This window comes from Arthrobacter sp. TmtSoilC51 (assembly GCF_055388015.1).
In genome coordinates, this window is record NZ_AP035877.1 from 3,545,785 (window position 1) to 3,560,487 (window position 14,703).

At 61.7% G+C, this 14,703-nt stretch carries 12 protein-coding genes; 3 read left to right on the forward strand and 9 right to left on the reverse strand.

Features of this window, described 5'->3' with window-relative positions; genetic code table 11:
* Window positions 1-7 precede the first annotated feature (7 nt).
* Both ACZ5G6_RS16155 and ACZ5G6_RS16160 read right to left on the reverse strand, forming a co-directional pair.
* On the reverse strand, window positions 8-1,039 hold the full coding sequence (locus tag ACZ5G6_RS16155) for a uroporphyrinogen decarboxylase/cobalamine-independent methonine synthase family protein (protein ID WP_223933628.1): 1,032 nt from the start codon (window positions 1,037-1,039) through the stop codon (window positions 8-10).
* A gap of 4 nt (window positions 1,040-1,043) precedes the next feature.
* Window positions 1,044-1,433, reverse strand: a complete 390-nt coding sequence (locus ACZ5G6_RS16160) for a chorismate mutase (protein ID WP_223933629.1) — start codon at window positions 1,431-1,433, stop codon at window positions 1,044-1,046.
* A gap of 130 nt (window positions 1,434-1,563) precedes the next feature.
* Between ACZ5G6_RS16160 and ACZ5G6_RS16165 the strand changes: the two genes are divergently transcribed.
* Window positions 1,564-2,220 carry an NADPH-dependent F420 reductase gene (locus tag ACZ5G6_RS16165; protein WP_498686539.1) on the forward strand — a complete coding sequence of 219 codons (657 nt, stop codon included), beginning with the start codon at window positions 1,564-1,566 and terminating at the stop codon, window positions 2,218-2,220.
* Window positions 2,221-2,292: 72 nt separating this feature from the next.
* Here the strand turns inward: ACZ5G6_RS16165 and ACZ5G6_RS16170 are convergent, their stop codons facing one another.
* The 4 genes from ACZ5G6_RS16170 to ACZ5G6_RS16185 form a co-directional block, all read right to left on the reverse strand.
* A complete protein-coding gene (locus ACZ5G6_RS16170) occupies window positions 2,293-3,999 on the reverse strand; it encodes an ABC transporter ATP-binding protein (protein ID WP_498686540.1) in 1,707 nt (568 codons plus the stop codon).
* The gene (locus tag ACZ5G6_RS16175) at window positions 3,996-5,000 is read right to left on the reverse strand and encodes an ABC transporter permease (RefSeq protein WP_498686543.1); all 1,005 of its coding nucleotides are present in this window, start codon (window positions 4,998-5,000) and stop codon (window positions 3,996-3,998) included. The genes ACZ5G6_RS16170 and ACZ5G6_RS16175 overlap by 4 nt, the downstream gene beginning before the upstream one ends.
* Before the next feature lie 2 nt (window positions 5,001-5,002).
* A complete protein-coding gene (locus tag ACZ5G6_RS16180; protein WP_223933636.1) occupies window positions 5,003-6,094 on the reverse strand; it encodes an ABC transporter permease in 1,092 nt (363 codons plus the stop codon).
* Window positions 6,095-6,221: 127 nt separating this feature from the next.
* The gene (locus tag ACZ5G6_RS16185) at window positions 6,222-7,850 is read right to left on the reverse strand and encodes an ABC transporter substrate-binding protein (RefSeq protein ID WP_498686546.1); all 1,629 of its coding nucleotides are present in this window, start codon (window positions 7,848-7,850) and stop codon (window positions 6,222-6,224) included.
* 319 nt (window positions 7,851-8,169) lie between these two features.
* Here ACZ5G6_RS16185 and ACZ5G6_RS16190 point away from each other — a divergent pair, with 319 nt between their 5' ends.
* Entirely contained in the window at window positions 8,170-8,997 is an 828-nt protein-coding gene (locus ACZ5G6_RS16190) for a caspase family protein (protein WP_498686548.1), read from the forward strand.
* Window positions 8,998-9,046: 49 nt separating this feature from the next.
* Here the strand turns inward: ACZ5G6_RS16190 and ACZ5G6_RS16195 are convergent, their stop codons facing one another.
* Window positions 9,047-10,672 (reverse strand): gluzincin family metallopeptidase, encoded by a 1,626-nt coding sequence (locus ACZ5G6_RS16195; RefSeq protein WP_498686549.1) that lies wholly within the window; start codon window positions 10,670-10,672, stop codon window positions 9,047-9,049.
* A 103-nt stretch (window positions 10,673-10,775) separates the two neighbouring features.
* Entirely contained in the window at window positions 10,776-11,897 is a 1,122-nt protein-coding gene (gene mnmA / locus ACZ5G6_RS16200) for a tRNA 2-thiouridine(34) synthase MnmA (protein ID WP_263422404.1), read from the reverse strand.
* Between the two features lie 200 nt (window positions 11,898-12,097).
* Between mnmA and ACZ5G6_RS16205 the strand changes: the two genes are divergently transcribed.
* On the forward strand, window positions 12,098-13,348 hold the full coding sequence (locus tag ACZ5G6_RS16205; RefSeq protein ID WP_498686551.1) for an NAD(P)/FAD-dependent oxidoreductase: 1,251 nt from the start codon (window positions 12,098-12,100) through the stop codon (window positions 13,346-13,348).
* Between the two features lie 87 nt (window positions 13,349-13,435).
* Here ACZ5G6_RS16205 and ACZ5G6_RS16210 read toward each other — a convergent pair whose 3' ends face one another.
* Window positions 13,436-14,665 (reverse strand): cysteine desulfurase family protein, encoded by a 1,230-nt coding sequence (locus ACZ5G6_RS16210; RefSeq protein ID WP_498686553.1) that lies wholly within the window; start codon window positions 14,663-14,665, stop codon window positions 13,436-13,438.
* Between the last annotated feature and the right edge of the window lie 38 nt (window positions 14,666-14,703).

Genomic DNA, 14,703 nt, shown 5'->3' on the forward strand with positions numbered 1-14,703 from the left:
GCGCCAATCAGCCTTGCGCCAGTTGGTCCAAGCCGTCGGCCACTTGGGTGAGCCGGGTGAGCATTTCCTTGGCTGTGGACGGCTTCACGTGTGCCAGTCCCGTTGCGGGAGTCACGCGAAGTGCTGATAACGCCGACGCCGGTAGACCCAGTTGGCTCCACGGCCGCCAAATGCTTTCCACGACGTCTTTGGTCCGCGTGAGCATGGCATCAGCGTCCGCTGTGGGCATTGCACCGGCCCACACGCGTTTACCATTTTCCACTGCCCCGGCAAGGTGCTCCCACTGGCGGGTAGTCAACGCCTTCAGTGGCAAGGCAACGCCATCTGCGCCCGCTTCGAGTACGCGGTCGATGGGGGCCTCGATCTCCGGTACGGCCACGACGATTTCGACGGCGCCCGCTGCCCTAAGTGCGTCGATCACCAGCCGCCAGGCTCCAGTCACTTCCTCGCCGGGGATGGACCGGAGCGTCCGGTAACCACTCGCCGTCGGGATTGTGCCGCCCATCACGGCGGCAATATCCGGTTCGTCCAGCTGGACCACAATCCCTGCGCCCGGGACCGCCCCCGAGATTCGCTGAAGGTGTTCCACGACTCCGGCAGCCAATGAATCTGCGATATCACGGCGCGCGCCAAAATCGAGGAGTGCTCTCTCGCCATTGTGGAGGTACAGACCGGCCGCGAGGCTCAGGGGACCCATCAGCTGGATCTTGATCCCGGTGGCCTGAACTTCTTCTGTTCCAGCGATGTCGGCCAGGATGTTGATGTCAGTGGCAAGGGCGGATCGTGCCCGCTGCGCGTCCTTTCCTGGCCGGTCCACAAATCTCCAGCCGTGGGGTTGAACGTCCACGGCCAAGTCCACGAGCAACGAAGCTGTCCGGCCAACGGCGTCGGATCCGACACCACGGTCCGGCAGTTCGGGCAGGAAAGGAAGGTGGGGGTCGCCCAATTCGCCCCGGATGATTCGAATGGACTCGGCTGGCTCAATGCCCGGCCATGGGCCAAGCGCAGTAGCGCTGACCCGCGGTACTTCTACAGACATATTTTCAGGCCTGCTGGCTGGAAATCTGGTGATCCTCCGCGATGGCCTCATGGTGGCGGATCACTTCGCTGATGATGAAATTCAGGAACTTCTCGGCAAACGCAGGGTCAAGATGTGCGTCCTCGGCAAGTCGGCGCAGCCGGGCGATCTGGGCCGCTTCCCGTCCGGGGTCGCCAGCGGGAAGCTTGTGCGTGGCTTTGAGGATCCCAACCTTCTGGGTGGCCTTGAAGCGTTCCGCGAGCAGGAAAACGAGTGTGGCATCGATGTTGTCAATGCTGGACCGGATGGAGAGCAACTCATCCATGACGCCGCGATCCACCTGGCCAGCGAGGGAACTCGCTGCCGGGTTAAAGGAATCGTCGTCTTCGGGAAGGGCAATGTTCTGCTCGGTCATGCTCCCCAGTCTATGGTGTGGGGCGCTGGCGCCGCGGGTGTTACCTCCAGGCGTCGGGAGAGCGGTGTTCCCGTCGTCCGAATCGGAGCAGAATAGGCAACATCACTGCACGTCAACCAAGGGAGATTCCATGAAAATCGCTGTTCTGGGAACAGGAGTGGTGGGGCACGCCCTCGCCGGCAAGCTGGTGTCCTTGGGACACGAGGTCATCATGGGTTCCCGCGAATCCGGCAATCCCAAGGGCGAGGAGTGGGCCCGGCAGGCTGGCCCAGGTGCCCATGCGGGCTCCTTCGCGGAAGCTTGTGCACAGTCTGAGCTGATCGTGAACGCCACGCCCGGTACTGTGACCCTGGCCGTCCTCGCTGAAGCCGGCGACGCCAACCTGAACGGCAAAATCCTCTTGGACGTGGCAAATGCCCTTGACGGGTCCAGCGGCTTCCCGCCAACGCTCACAGTCTGCAACACAGACAGCATCGCCGAGACCATCCAACGGACCTACCCGCAGGTGCGGGTGGTGAAATCGCTGAACACGGTCAGCGCTCCCGTAATGGTGGATCCAGGCCGCCTTCCCGGCCCGCATGACATGTTCATGGCGGGAAACGATGCGGAGGCAAAGTCCACGGTCTCGGGCTTGCTGCAGGAATTTGGCTGGGCCCCCGGGCGCATCAGGGACCTCGGTGGACTCGACGCTGCCCGCGGAATGGAAATGTGGTTGCCTTTGTGGCTGCGGATCTTCATGCAACAGCCACGGGGAAAGATGTTCAACATCGCAATCGTGTCCGAGTAGCGCATTGGGCCAAGACCGAATGAAGGCCGCCCCAGTGGGGCGGACCTTCATGGCGTTCAGCCTGGGTACGGGTTAGCCGCCCAGCAGCGCGCGGTGCGCTTCCCGGCGTCGTGCTTGTTCATCAGGATCCGGAACCGGCAAGGAGGCGATCAGCCGCTTGGTATAGTCGTGCTGCGGTGAGCCCATCACGTGGTTGCCGATGCCCTGCTCCACCAGCTGCCCCTTGTACAGCACGCCAACCCAGTGCGCCAACATGTCCACCACTGCGAGGTCGTGGCTGATGAAGAGCGCCGCGAAGCCGAACTGTTCCTGGATGTCCTTGAACAAATCCAGCACCTTGGCCTGCACCGAGACGTCCAGTGCCGAGGTGGGTTCGTCGGCAATCAGCAGGCGCGGATTGAGCGCCAACGACCTCGCAAGCGAGGCGCGCTGCCGCTGTCCACCGGAAAGTTCGTGCGGGTACCGTTGCGCGTACGACGCCGGCAACTGGACTGATTCGAGCAGCTCGCCTACCTTTTTCCGTGCCTCAGCCGCGCTCGGCTTGGTGTGGATAATCAACGGCTCGGCGACGCACTCACCGATGGTGAGGTGCGGGTTGAACGAGGCCGCCGGGTCCTGGAAAACGAAGCCGATTTCCTTCCGCAGCGGACGGAAAGTCCGCTCCTTGAAGTCCAGCATTTCGTAGCCGAGGACCTTCAGGCTGCCGCCGGTTGTCCTTGTCAGCCCGGCGATCGCCCGCCCGATGGTGGATTTACCTGAGCCGGACTCCCCCACCAAGCCGAAGACCTCATTCTCCGAGACAGTAAAGCTGACGTTGTCCACAGCTTTGAAGCCATGGCGCCCAAAGCGCCCTGGGTACTCGATGGTGAGGTTCTTCGCCTCAACGAGGACCTTGCCGTCCTGGTGCAGCCTTCCCCGTGCTCCTTCCGAGGCTGAGTTGCGGCCAAGGTGCGGGACGGCGGCGAGCAGTTTCTTCGTGTAGTCCTGCTTTGGTTCCGCGAACAGCACCCTCGAGGCTGCCTCCTCCACCACATCGCCTTGGTACATGACCACCACGCGGTCGGCGAGATCGGCCACGACGCCCATGTTGTGGGTAATCAGCACGATCGAGGTTCCGTAGTTGTTCCGCAGGTCCCGGAGTAATTGCAGGATTTCGGCCTGGACAGTGACGTCCAAGGCTGTGGTGGGCTCATCGGCCACTATCAGGCCCGGGTTCAGGGCCAGCGCCGCCGCGATCACCACACGCTGCTTTTGCCCACCCGAAAACTGGTGTGGGTAGTAGTTGACGCGGGTTTCGGGGTCCGGAATGCCCACTTTTCGGAGAGCCTCAGTGGCCCGTTCCTTCGCTTCCTTGGACGAAACGCGGTGGCCATCCTTGGCGTGGGCGCGGATCCCCTCGGCAATCTGCCAGCCAACAGTGAACACGGGATTCAAGGCTGTGGAGGGCTCCTGGAAAACCATGGCGACGTCGCGTCCGCGGATCTTTCGAAGCGCGGATTTGCTGACACCGATCACGTTGTTGCCGTTGATCACCACCGCACCGGAGCTGATGGCTGTTTCGGGCAGCAAGCCCAGGATGGTCTTGGCAGTAACTGTCTTGCCGGAACCGGACTCCCCCACAATCGCCACGACTTCACCGGGCTTAACGTCCAGGCTGACGTCCTTCACTGCATGGACGTCCCCGCTATCGGTGGCAAAAGTTACCTTGAGCCGGTCTATGGTGAGCACAGGTTCACGGGAGGCCGTGGGATCGGAAATGTTTCCCAGGTTGGTGGTCATGGCTTGCCTGCCTCTGAAGGGGTGGACGGACCAGCGGGAGTTGCCGGGGACTTTCCCGTGCCTGCGCGTTTTCTCCCACGGATCCGGGGATCGTTGAGGTCGTTGATGCTTTCGCCCACCAAGGTCAGTCCAAGGACCGTAAGGACGATCGCGATGCCCGGGAAGACGCCGGTCCACCAAATGCCGGACGACGTATCCGCCAGCGCCTTATTGAGGTCGAAGCCCCACTCGGCAGCCGACGTCGGCTCGATGCCGAAGCCCAGGAAGCCCAGGCCTGCCAGTGTAAGGATGGACTCGGAAGCGTTCAGCGTAAACATGAGTGGCAACGTGCGCGTGGCGTTCTTGAAGATGTGCCGTCCGATGATGCGCAAGCTGGAGGCTCCGAGGACCTTGGCCGACTCCACGAAGGGTTCAGCTTTGAGTCGGATGGTCTCAGCCCGGATGACCCGGAAATACTGCGGTACAAATACCACAGTGATGGAGAACGCACAGGAGAAGATACCGCCCCAGAAACTGGACTGGCCACGGCTGATAACGATGGAAATGACGATTGCCAGAAGCAGTGTGGGGAAGGCGTAGATTGCGTCGGCCACAACCACCAGGATGCGGTCCAGCCAGCCTCCGAAGTAGCCGCTGAGCAGGCCCAGTGCAACGCCAAGGAAGAGTGACATCGCCACGGACACCACGATGACGGTCACGGCGGTTTGGGAACCCCATAGGACACGGGACAAAACGTCATAACCGCCGACAGTCGTGCCAAGCAGGTGCTTGGCACCCGGTGGCTGCTGGGTAGGGAAGGACCCGGACGCATCGCTGAGTTGGGAGTAGCCATACGGGGCCAGCAGTGGCGCCAAAATACTCGTTAGCAGGAACAACCCGCTGAGAACAACGCCCACCACCAGCATGCCCCTTTGGAGGCCAACGCTTTTCTTGAGGTGCGAGACCACGGGGAGACGGGAGAAGAGGGGCTGCTTGGGAGGAGTCAGTGCAGGAGTGCTCATGGTCAGTACCTCACTCGCGGGTCGATGAGCGCGGCAATGATGTCCACGATGAAGTTGGTCACGGCAACGATGATGGCCAGCAGCACGACGATGCCCTGGACAGCTACAAAGTCGCGGGCATTCAGGTATTGCACCAGCTGGTAGCCGAGTCCTTTCCATTCAAACGTTGTTTCGGTGAGGACGGCTCCACCAAGCATTAACGCGATTTGCAGGCCCATGACGGTGATGATGGGAATCAGCGCCGGCTTGTACGCATGCTTGGTCACGAGCCGGAATTCGCTGACGCCGCGGGACCGGCCAGCCTCGACGTAATCCTTACCCAAAGTCCCGATCACGTTTGTACGGACCAACCGGAGGAAGATGCCGGCGGTGAGGAGGCCCAGGGTCGCCGCGGGCAGGACTGCGTGCGAGACGACGTCGCCGAAGGCGGTGAAGTTGCCGCTGCGCAGGGCATCAACCCAATAAATGCCCGACGGCGCAGCCAGGCTTCCCATTGCAAGTTCCGTTCGCGTCGACGCGCGTCCGGCGACCGGGAACCAGCCCAGCCAGGTGGAGAACGTCAGCTTCAAGAGAAGTCCCGAGAAGAAGGGCGGGGTGGCATAGCAAAGGATTGCGAAGAAACGCAATGATGCGTCCGCTGCTTTGTCGCGGCGGTAGGCCGCGATGAGGCCGAGGGGAATGCCGACCATCAGGGCGACAACAATGGCGTTGATGCTGAGTTCCAGTGTCGCGGCACCGAACGTAGTGATCATCTCGGCCACTGGCCTTCGGTCAGTGATCGTCGTGCCGAAGTTGCCTGTGATGAGCTGGCCCAGGTACTCGAAGTACTGAATGAAGATGGGCCTGTCGTAGCCGGCATCATGGATTCGCTGGGCCAGGACATCCGGTGGGAGGCGTCCGCCCTGGGCAGCCGTGATGGGATCTCCAATGACCCGCATCAGGAAGAAGACCAACGTCACAAGAATGAAGACGGTGGGGATGATCAGGAAGAACCGGATCACGATGTACTTTCCGAGGCCTCCCCCAGCCTTGGACTTGCTCTTTGGAGTGACGATTCCGGGCTCTGCCTCGGGTACGTCTATAAGTGTTGTCATTGTTACCTGTATTTCCTGCCCGCGGATTGCGCGGGATTGGCTCGTGCATGCCGGCCACGAAGGTGGTCAGCAAAGGAGGCGGGACACCGGATCAGCGTCCCGCCTCCTTCCCACCACAGAGGCGTGGTTACTTGGAAATCGTTCCGAGGCGGAACTTGAACGATGCGTCCAACGTCTTCTCGACGCCGTTCACGCCGCTTCCGGCCACCGCTACCTGGGCACCCTGAAGCAGGGGAAGGGTTGAGATGTCCTTGGCCAGTGCGTTCTGGACATCCTTGATGTCTGCCTCACGCTTGGTCTTGTCAGCTTCGGTCAGCTGCTTGGCGATCAGATCGTTCACAGTCGGGTTGTTGTAGTGGTTCTTCAGGAAGCCGCCGTCCGGGAAGAACGGGGTCAGGTAGTTATCGGCGTCACTGAAGTCGGGGAACCACCCAAACTGGAATACAGGGTACTCGTCAGCGCGGCTCGCCTTGCTGTACGTAACCCATTCCGTGGACTGCAGGTTGACCTTGAAGAGGCCGGACTTCTCCAGCTGTTCCTTGATCATGGCGTATTCGTCGCCTGAAGAACCGCCGTAGTGGTCCGGGTTGTACTGCAGGTTCAGCGCAACGGGCTCTGTAATGCCGGCATCGGCCAGGACCTTCTTTGCCTTGTCGGTGCTGGGCTTTCCGTTGTCTCCATAGGCATCCTTGAATGACTCGTTGGCCCCAAGGAATCCGCTGGGCACGTTGGAGTACAGGGGGAGGTAAGTGCCCTTGTAAACCTGGTCAGCTATGGCCTGGCGGTCCACGAGGTTGGCCACAGCCTGCCGGACAGCGAGTGCCTTGGCGGGATCAGCCCCGGCGGCCTTGGTGCCGAACGGCATGGTATCGAAGTTGAACGTGATGTAGCGGATCTCGCCGCCCGGTCCCGTCAGCACCTTGACTTTGGAGTCTTTCCTCAGGTCATCGACGTCCGTGGCGCTGAGGCTGCGGAAGGCGACGTCGATGTTGCCCTGCTGGATGTCCAACTTGAGGTTGGTGGGGCTGGCGTAGTACTTGATGGTCGCTTCATCGTTCGCCGGCTTGCCAAGGACACCCTTATAGTCCGCAAAGGCCTTGAAGCTGACAAGTTCGTTCTTTTTGTAGCTGTCAATCGTGTATTGGCCGTAGAAGGCTTTGGCCTTGATGATCTCGTCGTCCGGAAGGATTTTGTCGGCCGGGAAAACTTCGTCGTCCACAATGGGCGCGGCAGGACTGCTGAGGATCTGGCTGAATGTTTGGTCGTTTGCCTTCTTCAGCTTGAAGACCACCGTGGTGGCATCGGGAGTGCTCACATTCTCGATGTTGGTCAGCAGCGACGCCGGGCCAGCAGGGTCGTTGATAGCAACCTGGCGATCGAATGAGAACTTGACGTCCTTGGAGTCCAACGTATGTCCATTGGCCCATTTCAGGCCGGACTTGAGCTTTACTGTGTACTCGGAAGGGGCCGTGAACGAGGACGACTCCGCAAGGTCCGGGACTGGCTCAGCACCGCCGGGTTTGGAATTCAACAGGAACGAGTAGATCTGGTTCATCACCATGAACGAACCATTGTCATAGGACCCGGAGGGGTCCAGCGACGTGACTTTGTCTGTGGTGCCGTAGGCGATCGGGCCGGCGGCAGCCGGGGCGGATGAGGACCCGCCGCCGGAGGGCCCGGTGCATGCAGTCAAAGCGAGGGCGGAAACGCCCGCGAGCGCGATAACGCCATGCAGGGCCTTCTTCTTCAGTGCCATCTGTGAACCTTCTGTTCGATGGATTAGGCGCACCGCCGTGGGATATTTGTGACGGAGCGCACTCTTGATTCCACGATTCAATCAGACTTCAGTCGCCCGGATACCTTGATTTAGTGATTCGAGACACAATATTTACCTACGAGTAGGTTTTCCGGGCCGCATCGAGGCATTGCCCCGGAGGGAGCGCCGGAATATCTTTATTCCGAGTTGAAATGCGCTGGATCACGGTCAGGCAGAACCACGCCGTGGGCAGCATCCAGGCGGCGGTTTAGGGGGCCGCCGAGGTAATGGGTGCAGGACCAGTCCGAAGGACAGGCACATGAGCAAGGCAGCCCTTTGTGTAGGGATCAACAAGTTCAAGTATTTACCCGAATCAAGCTGGCTTAACGGCTGCGTGAACGACGCCGGGGACCTGGCCGCCCTCCTTGAGGCGCAGTACGGTTTCGCCGCTTCCAGTATCAAGGTCCTGCGTGACGCCAAGGCCACCAAGAATTCCGTGATGACCGAACTCAACAAGTTGGTGGATGGCGCCGTAGACGGAAAGTCCAACCACATCGTCTTCACCTTCTCAAGCCATGGCACGCAGATACCCGATGCCAGCGGCGATGAAGCGGATCGGCTGGACGAGGCCTTCGCCTGCTATGACATCAACAACTCTGGCGACTCCTGGGACCCGGACACAGTGATCACGGATGATGAGCTGGCGACGCTCTTCGGGCGGCTGCCGGACGGTGTCCTCATGGACGTCGTGCTGGACACTTGCCACAGCGGTACCGGACTGAAGTCCCTGGACCTGCTGCCAGGCCGACGCCCCCGTTTCCTGCCCGCTCCGACGCCCCGGGCTGTGATCGCAAACGAGTTCAGCGACACCCGCACCCTGCGCGACCTGGTGAAATCAGCAAAGCTCTCCAAGCCTGTCCTGATGGCAGCCTGCCGCTCTGACCAGACGGCAGCAGATGCCCTCATTGACGGACGCTACAACGGCGCCTTCACCTACCACTTCGTGAAGTCCCTCCAGGGCAACGGCACTGCCGGGCGGGCGGAGGTGCTGAAGCTGGTGAGTAAGGGGCTCAAAGGCGGCGGTTTTGATCAAGTCGCCCAGCTGGAAGGGACGACGGCGGCACGCAAGGCTGCGTGGGGCAGCTAATCCTTGAACTGGGCAGCTAGTCCTTGGCTGGCGCCCCAGGGGACATCAGCTATTCGCCCGTACCGTGAAACTTGTTCCTAACGCCGGAGGAAGCTGCCTCCTCGACGTCGTGCTGTTGATCGGATCCATACAGCATTCCCTGCCGTTCCCGGTCCATCACGGGTTTCAGGGCGGCGTACACCAGGCGCCCACCTGCGTCGAACCTGAGGAGTCCTCCGCCACGGATATCCACGAAATCCCGACGGGTCTTCAAGCCAAGGCGGACGTAGGCCTCCTTGCGGCTCATGCGCACCGTCTGTATGAACGACGCCCCGATCTCGGAGATGATGAAACCGTCTGGTGACACGCGTTCGGACGTCCGCACCCGTGTGGAGCTCAAGGGAGTGCGCCGCTCCAGCCGTGCTGCGTCCAGGAGCCGCGGATTTTCCCACACGAAACGCTGGACTTCCTGGGGATCTGATCCCAGGGCCGAAAGCCGGATCGGATAACGCAACCCCTGGTAGTTATCCACGCCGCTGATGTTGTTTAGCGACACCCGGCGGATCCCTATGGCCGAGAATTCAGCTTGGAGGGCCTCCCGATACCCGTGGTTGTCTTCGGGGACCATGTCCAGGTCCGCGGCAATGATGCCACGTAGGAGATCACGCCAGGTAACGTCCACCGGTGGCATGTAGGAGAGGCCGCGGATTACCATACGCAGGACCCTCATGGCCACGATCGAACCCGATTCGGCCTTCTGCTGCAGGCTTTGGTTATCCCCAAAACGGGCATTCCTCTCGGACCACAACCGCTGGACCGCCCGGAGTACTGCCCCGACCACAACGGCTCCCCGCGCGTGCGGCTCCAGCAGGGTTTGCCAACCCTCCGGAATGGCGCCAACAAATGGCTCCCTCAAGGGACCGCGGGCGAACAAGTCGCGCGCAAAGTCGAAGAGGGACCTGCTCAGGATCGCATCGTCCACAACCTGCCCGGCCTCAAAGCCGTCCCCGGCAGCTTCAAGTTGCCGGAAGACCACCTCACGCGATGAGAACACAGACAGGATGGCCACCAGATCCGCCAGTGCCTCGTGCATGGCAAGTTGCTCGATGGTGGCAAGCTGGTCTGCCCACGCAGGCCTGAAGCCATCAAGGATCGCATGTGTAACTTCGTGGGCCACAATGTCCCTGTACAGCGCAGTGGGTACTTTGTATCCCATGCGGTCCACCGAACCAAAGCGGATGGTGTTGGTACCCCGCTCATATCCGGTGTCGATGGCCGTGACAAGGTCCCTTGCCTTGAGGACCACCCGGCCCTCCGGGTTCCAGGGCATCCGACGGCCGAGCGTGGATTCGAAGATATCCAAGGTGCTCATGGCCACTCCGTAGACGTGCTGGGCCAGGAAACGGGTATCGTCCAGGAGCTCGCGAAGGTCCGTTGGGGGAGGTTCCGACACCAATTGCCACGGGTTGCCCTGGAGGGTCAGGGTAACCGGTGACACGGTGGTCCCGCGCCATTTTCGGATGTGTATCGCGTAGCGGTGGCCAGTGGGGCCGCGCCGCAGCCGCTCTACAGGTATGCGCACCTGGGCTGTAAGCGGCGGCTCCCCGCCGCTGCCTATCGGCCCCTCTGCAAGGACCGTCACGGAGACCATCTGCCCGGCTTTGATGTCTCCGGGGCTCTTCTTTGGAAATGCCACAGTCATCGCCATCCCGAATGCGGACCCCAACACACCGCAGCGGTTGCGCTGCTTAGGCCAGTATGGGGGCCCTCAAACCCGGAGGCAATGATCCACGTGCCTCCTAGAGGACTGCCCTCTGCAGGGAACGCGCGGCGTCGATGGTTGCCTGTCCCAGTACCCGGCTGCCTTGGTACAGCACAACCGTCTGGCCAGGTGCCACCCCGCGCAGCGGTTCGGTCAGGGTGACCACGAGTTCGGCCCGCTCAACGCCCTCGTCATCGGCAACTAGTTCAACGCGCGCGCGGGCTGGAACGGGATCGCCGTGCGCCCGCACCTGGGCGTGGCAGTCGAACTCCGTACCGGTATCAACCTCGGAGATGGGCAAACCAGCCCAGGACACCTTGATTCCGCGGATTTCGTCGATTGCAAGGAGCGCTTCCGGCCCCACGACAACCTTGTTTTCCTTGGGCCGGATTTCCAGGACGAACCGGGGCTTGCCATCGGATGCAGGGGTGCCCAGCTTCAGGCCGCGGCGCTGTCCCACGGTGAAGGCGTTGGCACCCGGGTGCTCCCCCACCTTGGCACCAGTTTCATCAACGATGTCGCCAGTGGTCATTTCGATCTTCTCGGCCAGCCAACCACGAGTGTCCCCATCGGAGATAAAGCAAATATCGTGGCTGTCCGGCTTGTTTGCCACAGATAAACCCCGCCTTTCGGCCTCGGCCCTGACCTCGGCCTTGGAGGGAGTGTCCGCCAGCGGGAACATGGAGTGCTTAAGCTGCTCATGTGTCAGGACGCCCAATACGTAGCTTTGGTCCTTGGCCCAGTCCGCCGCGCGATGCAGCTCGCGGTTGCCGTCGGCGTCTTCGATCACTTTGGCGTAGTGGCCGGTACACACAGCGTCAAAGCCCAGGGCAATGGCCTTTTCCAGCAAGGCAGCGAACTTGATGCGCTCGTTGCAACGCATGCATGGATTGGGCGTACGTCCTGCAGCATATTCGTCGATGAAGTCCTGGACGACATCTTCCTTGAAGCGTTCCGAGAAGTCCCACACGTAGTAGGGAATCCCAAGGACATCACAGGCGCGCCAGGCATCGCGGGAGTCTTCAATGGTGCAGCAGCCCCGGCTTCCGGTGCGAAGGGTGCCGGGCATGCGCGACAAGGCAAGGTGGACTCCGACGACGTCGTGTCCGGCCTCGACGGCGCGGGCGGCGGCCACGGCGGAATCGACTCCGCCGCTCATTGCTGCAAGTACTCGCATGCTGGCTTTCCGTGGGTTTTCAAAAGGATGTGGTCATTGATTCCGGCTGAGGCCAGCCGGCACGCCCGTCTATTCTAGCTCCCGCACTAGTGTTCGCGGTAAATCCCTTGACTGGGAACAGGACCGGCTTCTAAAGTCAAAGTAAGTTGTTTTAGAAATCGCCACGATGGAGGTGGGCTGAAATGGCACATGAACGAATGGTCATCGCCGGCGGCGGCTTGGCCGGTGCGACCACAGCAAAAACCCTGCGCGCCGATGGCTTCGGAGGACCCATCACCGTCCTGGCAGCCGAGGAACGGATCCCCTATCTTCGGCCACCGCTGTCCAAGGAGTTCCTCCTGGGCAAGGCGGAAGAGGATACCGTCCCGGTGGTGCCCGCTGGCTGGTACGAAGAAAACGACGTCGAGCTCCTCCTGGGCAGCCCTGCGGCCGGCATCGATGCACGGAGCCGCGCTGTCACGCTAAAGGACGGCCGGAGCCTGGACTACGCCAAACTGCTGATAGCCACCGGGGCGCAACCCCGGCAGATCCCGCTTCCCGGCACGCATCTGGAGGGAGTCATGACGTTCAGGACGTTTGGGGACAGCCTGCGCCTGCGGTCCCTGCTCCGGGACGGTGGCAGGCGTGTGGTCATGGTCGGTTCCGGATGGATCGGCATGGAACTGGCCGCAGCTGCCCGCAGTTACGGCAATGATGTGGTCCTGCTTGGCTTGGAGGAGATCCCCCTCAGTTCCGCCATCGGCCCCGAATTGGGCAACTATTTCCGGGCACTCCACGAAGGGAACGGCGTCAGCTTCAGGCTGCCCGCCAGTGCTGCCGGCATCGAAGGGAAGGATGGCCGCGCGACCGCAGTGCGAACCAACACCGGCGAGGTGCTGCCCGCAGATATCGTCATCATTGCCGTGGGGGTAGTGCCTGACACATCTTTGGCGGAAACAGCGGGGCTAACCCTGGACAACGGAATCCTGGTGGATTCCGCGCTTCGCACCAGCGCCCCGGACATCCTGGCAGCTGGCGACGTCGCCAACGCCCTGCATCCCTTCACCGGCGAGCATCATCGAAGTGAGCATTGGGCCAATGCACTTAATGGGGGCAAAGTGGCGGCCAAGTCGATGCTGGACCACGATGTCGAGCTGGATGTTGTTCCGTATTTCTACACGGACCAGTTCACGCTCAGCATGGAGTACTCGGGCTTTCCTTCGCTGACCTCGGGCGTAGCGCCGGTGATCCGCGGCTCGCTCGACGACGCCAATTTCATCGCGTTTTGGATCCGCAACGGCGAGAAGGAGCAGGGCGAAGTAGTTGCTGGCATGAGCGTCAACATGCGCCGCGTACAAAAACCGATCAAGGCACTGATTTCAGGCCGGGTGCAGGTGAACGTAGCAAATCTCACGAATCCCGACGTTCCCCTTGAGGACCTTTTGCCCGACTGACTTTCGCGACTGATTTTTTTTCGACCCACTTTTGCCGCAGGCCTCATTGACCGGCTAGGACCTTTTGCCGCAGGCCTCATTGACCGGCTAGGACGCCGCGGCTCCCCGCCGCGCTACCGTTGCCGCTGTCTGGATGTTTGATTCATGACCGGCCATGCCTGCTTGACGGGCCGGGGCGCAAGCCTCGGGAAGCGCCTTAAGCAGGGCATCGACGTCGGCATCTGTAGAGCTGTGCCCCAGCGTAAAGCGCTGGGCGCCACGGGCAGTATCTTCATCCAGCCCCATGGCCAGAAGAACGTGCGACGGACGGGGCACCCCTGCGGTGCAGGCCGAACCGGTGGATGACTCAACCCCTGCCAGGTCAAGAAGGAACAGCAGTGAATCTCCTTCGCAACCAGGAAAAGTAAAGTGGGCATTGCCTGGCAGTCGGCCTTCCCCGGGCGCTCCGCGGAGCACCGCGTCCGGAACGGCTTCCCCAACCCCGGCGATGAGACGATCCCGCAGCCTGCTGATTCGCCCGCTCTCCGCGGGAAGGTTGGCGGTGACGGCCTCCGCGGCTGCCGCGAAGGCGGCAATGGCCGGTGTGTCCAGTGTTCCCGAGCGCACATCGCGCTCCTGGCCACCGCCGTGTTGAACCGGAGTCAGCTTGATCGCCCGCCCGAGGAACAACGCGCCGACGCCCACGGGTCCGCCAAGTTTATGCGCGGACACTGACATTGCCGCCAGCCCAGAAGCCCGGAAATCGACCGGAACGGAACCGAAGGCCTGGACAGCATCCGAGTGCACGGGAATCCCGTATCGGCTGGCCAGTTCCACGATCCCGGCAACGGGCTGGATGGTGCCCACCTCGTTATTGGCCCACATCACCGTGACCAGCGCAACGGAGTCGGGATCCTGCTCCAGTTCGCGCTGCACGGCATCAAGCTGCACCGTACCTTCTGCATCGACAGGAAGCCACACAACCTGGGCCCCCTCATGACGTTCAAGCCACTCCACCGTGTCCATGACCGCATGATGCTCGACGGCGGAACACAGGATGCGCTTCCGGCGCGGGTTTTCGTCGTGGCGCGCCCAATAAAGGCCCTTGACGGCCAGGTTGTCCGCCTCAGTCCCACCCGAGGTGAAAATCACCTCGGAAGGGTGGGCACCAGCGGCCGCCGCCAAGGTTTCGCGCGCATCTTCAACCGCGCGCCTTGCCCGACGTCCGGCTCCGTGAAGGGACGAGGGATTACCGGTTCGCGCAAGCTCGCGCGTCATGACAGCAAGGGCTTGGGCCGACATTGGCGTGGTGGCGGCGTGATCAAGGTATACGGGCACCTTGTAATTCTACCGACTTGTAATTCTACTGACGGCGT

Excerpts from the sequence above, each read along its gene's own strand:
- ACZ5G6_RS16155 (WP_223933628.1), bottom strand. The coding sequence starts at position 1,039 with ATGTCTGTAGAAGTACCGCGGGTCAGCGCTACTGCGCTTGGCCCATGG.
- ACZ5G6_RS16160 (WP_223933629.1), bottom strand. The coding sequence starts at position 1,433 with ATGACCGAGCAGAACATTGCCCTTCCCGAAGACGACGATTCCTTTAAC.
- ACZ5G6_RS16165 (WP_498686539.1), top strand. The coding sequence starts at position 1,564 with ATGAAAATCGCTGTTCTGGGAACAGGAGTGGTGGGGCACGCCCTCGCC.
- ACZ5G6_RS16170 (WP_498686540.1), bottom strand. The coding sequence starts at position 3,999 with ATGACCACCAACCTGGGAAACATTTCCGATCCCACGGCCTCCCGTGAA.
- ACZ5G6_RS16175 (WP_498686543.1), bottom strand. The coding sequence starts at position 5,000 with ATGAGCACTCCTGCACTGACTCCTCCCAAGCAGCCCCTCTTCTCCCGT.
- ACZ5G6_RS16180 (WP_223933636.1), bottom strand. The coding sequence starts at position 6,094 with ATGACAACACTTATAGACGTACCCGAGGCAGAGCCCGGAATCGTCACT.
- ACZ5G6_RS16185 (WP_498686546.1), bottom strand. The coding sequence starts at position 7,850 with ATGGCACTGAAGAAGAAGGCCCTGCATGGCGTTATCGCGCTCGCGGGC.
- ACZ5G6_RS16190 (WP_498686548.1), top strand. The coding sequence starts at position 8,170 with ATGAGCAAGGCAGCCCTTTGTGTAGGGATCAACAAGTTCAAGTATTTA.
- mnmA (WP_263422404.1), bottom strand. The coding sequence starts at position 11,897 with ATGAGCGGCGGAGTCGATTCCGCCGTGGCCGCCGCCCGCGCCGTCGAG.
- ACZ5G6_RS16205 (WP_498686551.1), top strand. The coding sequence starts at position 12,098 with ATGGCACATGAACGAATGGTCATCGCCGGCGGCGGCTTGGCCGGTGCG.